Origin of the sequence: Streptococcus infantis (assembly GCF_047464215.1) — a bacterium.
Classification (GTDB): Bacteria; Bacillota; Bacilli; order Lactobacillales; family Streptococcaceae; genus Streptococcus; species Streptococcus infantis_P.
Genome location: NZ_JASHCG010000030.1, coordinates 1 through 4,300 on the forward strand (window position 1 = coordinate 1; position 4,300 = coordinate 4,300).

General features: G+C 38.7%; 1 protein-coding gene and 1 pseudogene. One reads left to right on the forward strand and one right to left on the reverse strand.

The genetic code is table 11. The annotated features are described in order from the left end of the window. Nucleotides 1-111: 111 nt before the first annotated feature. Nucleotides 112-390, reverse strand: a pseudogene (locus tag QM469_RS10440) (IS30 family transposase); the annotation flags it as partial. Between the two features lie 525 nt (nucleotides 391-915). On the opposite strand from QM469_RS10440, the gene QM469_RS10445 reads away from it, so the two are divergent. Next, on the forward strand, nucleotides 916-4,300 hold a 3,385-nt coding region (locus tag QM469_RS10445; RefSeq protein ID WP_414320624.1), incomplete at its 3' end, for a YSIRK-type signal peptide-containing protein.

Genomic DNA, 4,300 nt, shown 5'->3' on the forward strand with positions numbered 1-4,300 from the left:
CACCAGATTTGAATCCTATTGAGCAGGCTTGGGCTATCTTGAAAAAGAAAGTGACAGATTTATTAAGGGAAGTCCCCAATATCTTTGAATCATTAGAGTGCTTTTTTAAAACTAAATAACTATATTAATCCAATTTTCGATGAATGCGACTTCTTTGGGAGTTGTTTTCTTAGTTCCCTTAGGTAACCATCAACGAATGAAGCTGTTGTGACTCTCATTAGTTCCTCTTTCTCAAGAGGCATAGGGGTGTGCATAGTAGATATGTTCCTTAGAAAACACATCAGCCAAGCGTTTGAATTTGGCTCCATTGTCTGCCGTGATGGAAAGAATTTGATGCTGTAATAAGATGAGTTTTAAAGCTTAATTGACCGACTCAGCGCTTTTATTTGGGTGATATTGAGCACTTACTATTCGTTATCCCCGAGAAATGTATTGCAATCTACAAATACTATGAAACAACTAATACGATAAGCAACAATAGATTTATTCTACAGAGAGGGAAATATCGAGTTTTATTTAGCAGGAGAATATGTAAATAACTTATATACCATTTATTTCGAATCATTTGTAAATTAAACAAACTTTAAAGACAAAAGAATACAAAAATAATAAAATGAAGTACCGATAATAATTTCAATCGTTTGTGTGATATTTTAAAAATAAGTCATTTTTAATAGGTTGAAGAACAAAAATTATCAAAACAATACAATGATACCGAATAAAATTAGAGGATAAATCAAATATAAATACTATATAAAAATTTTAGATGCATAAAAACTAAAAAAAGTTTGATTTAAGAGAGAAATGATTTGCATATTCCAACAAAAAAGTATACAATCATACTTGGATAGCTTTGCCTATAAATACAAACTATGTTTATTTCAGGTGAGCAAATTCAAAAAAGGAGACCATAGAATGGATAAAAAATCATCCATGAGTCGTATCGAACGCCAAAAACGAGAAAAAGTGTTACGCTTTTCTATTCGTAAGTATAGCTTTGGTGCGGCTTCAGTTGCTGTTGCAGCACTGATGTTTTTAGGTGCGCGCGTCGTTAGTGCGGATAGCGTAACACCTGTTGACCAACCTCATGTAGAGGCTTTAACTCAAGATACTAGTCCGCAAGCATCGCAGGATAAGGAAGAGCCTACTAGTTCTGTAAAAGTGGATACAGCTGTTGCAAGTCAGCTTGTGACACAGCTCAAAGATCAGCTTCACGTCAAGGAAACTGCGAATACAGATCTTTTAGTCCGCGCCAAGGAAGAACTTGTTAAGGCTGAACAGACTCTTGCTAATTCAAAAGTGAGTCAGGAAGAAGTGGATGCCTTGGTAGCTCGCTTGACCAATGTTTTGGACCAGCTACGAGCAGTGGAAATTCCTCAAGTCAAAGCAGATAAAAATGACGAAAGCACACAGGAAGTAACTTCGGAAATCAAGCCAGAAGTAGCGAAGCCAACTTCAGAAATTTCAGCTAAGTCTGAAGAAACTTCAGAAAATACCAATGCTGAACAACTGGAAAAAGCTAAAGCTAGTCTCAAATTATCTATTGATCGTTTGGAGCAGACTATCGCCCAAACACCTGAGAATGACTTGACACGTGAAATCTTGGAAAAAGCTATCGCTCAAGTTGCCGTAGCCAAGTCTGCATTTGGTGGTGTAGAAGTTAGCCTTCGTGATGTTGAGGATATGAATCGTGTCATCAAACGTAACGAAAGTTCCGTTATGATCGCTCGTAATCGTTTGACTTCAGGTTCTCATGATCCACGTAATGGTCAAAGTATGGGTGAAGGGACACAGTTTAGAGCTTATACAGCAACTAGCTCTTCTGGGGCGTTGAAGAACGTTAGATACTTTGCATCGGTCGATAAAAGAACTAACGGTGGATCAAACACAAGGAATGATGATCCTGAATTTACAGAAAAAAAGACAGTAATTAAAGCAAAATATGAACAAAATAGTTCAGGTAAATGGATGGTCTATGATGTTTACTTCAATAATAATGGAGTATCCATGGCAGAAAAATCTTTTAGTCAGCATTATTATTTCCAACCTCCGTTTAATATCATGGATGGTTCTAATACAGTAGAGAATTTAACGTTTACTCGTTATAAAAATGTTGATGGAAATCCTAATAGAAAGCTTTCTGATGGAGGTAGCGGATTCCAAAAGGTTGGGGAGACAGCTGTAATTTCATATCCATGGGCACAAATAACTAAAGTTTTCCCAGGGGATAGAAGAGCTACATACGATCCACAAGGAGTAAGCCGTGCTGATCAAAAATGGCAAGTGTTTAAAAACAACCAAAACGATCCTTATTTAGATAAGATTGTAAGAAAAACAGATGGAAATTACACTGGCGGGGTCAGTTATACTCTTGGATTGGAAGTCGGTAAGGAAGACCTAGATTATGCGATCCATATGACCGCTAGAGTAAAATTGAAGGATAACGTGACAGAAACGGAAGCTGCTAATGGTAATGTATATGCAGCCTCTAATACAACTGGACGTACTACGAATCAGTCTTATATTGTAGGTTCGCAAGGAACAAGTGTAAAAGCAGAGCCAGACGCACCAAAGGACCCAATTCAAGGTTTAACAGTTACAAAAACAGTAGGGGATAATGCGGGAGATCCAAAAAATCCGGTATCTTCAGGTTATGTTAAACATAAAAAAGGTGGAACTTTCCCTGGAGGTATGAACTGGTCTTGGGCAGGTGAATCACCAAGTACAGCGAAAGCCGGAGTATTTAAGTATACTTCTATTGCGACTTATCAGGACGGTTCTAAATCAACTGATGCCAATTCTGGTTCAGATGGAACAGTTACATTAATCGTTAAACCTAAAAAACCTACTATTACAACAAGTGTAGAGAACAAAAAAGGCCTAACAGGTCAACAAATTACGGTTAATGTTGGAAGCGGAGTGCCAAACGGTTCAACAGTTAACCTTTACGATGGTGATACAGTTATCGGAACTGGAACAACTAATGGAGAAACTGCAACAGTTACAGTTACAGGAGCTCTACCAGGAAAACCTATTACAGCTGAGACAGTTGTGAATAATGGTGGAACAGTAACTTCTGATAAAAGTGACCCAGTTACTCCAACAGAAGCACCAGATAACCAACCACCAAAGATTTACTGGCTTAAAGAAGATGGCAGTCGACAAGAGTTAGGTTCCACTCATGCGGCCGGTCAAAATGTAGTTATTCCACTCTATCGTGGTGATGCAGTGAACACACGTCTCATCACTGTAGATGACAGTGGTAAAGTGACGGACTTCCGATTGGAAAACCTCCAAAGTGGTTTTAACTTTACACCAGTCAGTGGGACAGCAACAGAAGAATCGCCATTAGGACAAAATGTAACAGGAAAAGTTGGTCTAGAAGTTAAGAAAGGGAAGTATACTGCCCGTGCAATTTCAACAGACGGAACTAACAGCACAACAGGATACTTTGTTTTTGAAATACATGAACAAGCAGAAAAGTACCCACTAGAAGGTAAAACAGAGACTGTTACAGTTGGAGATTCACTAAAGACATGGAATGGACGTGTAGATTCTAACCAATACACAGAAGCACCAAAAGGACGTGGAGTTGGAGTAGAATGGGGATGGAAAGGAGAAGCGCCAAAAGTTGTCCAAGATACAGCAGGTGTCTTCAAATACACAGCCACAGCAACCCATCCAGATAAATCAGTAGCTGAATCTAATCCGCAAGTAACTATTATTGTTAAACCAAAAGCTCCGACGATTGAAACAGATTTGACTGGTAAAGCAGAAGTTCCTAACACGGAAGTTGTAGTAAATGTTCATGAGGGGGTAAAAGATGGCTCTACTGTAACGCTTTATTCTCCGGAAGGACGTGCCATTGGTACAGGTACTGTGACAAATGGAAAAGCGAAAATCACAGGAACAATTCCAGTAGGGAATATTACAGCTAAAACAACTGTTCAAACGCCAGGACAGCCTAATGTTGAGTCAGAACTAAGCCCAATTAAGGTAGCAACCAAAATCGCTGAAACTGAAAAACCAGGTAAGATTGAAATCACACGTAAACCAAATGGTGATGCAGTTGTAACGCCTAAGAAACCAGATGGAAAACCATACCTACCAGGAACTAAGGTAGAAATTCCAAGTAAAGATAAAGATGAAAACCCAACTACAATCACAGTAACAGTTGGCGACAACGGTTCAGGTGAAGTGCCAAATGACAACCTTCCTAAGAAAGATGTCCCAGGTACAGGAACAGTAACAGAACCTAATAAGAAACCATCACAACCAGTAGATGTAACAACACCAGCTC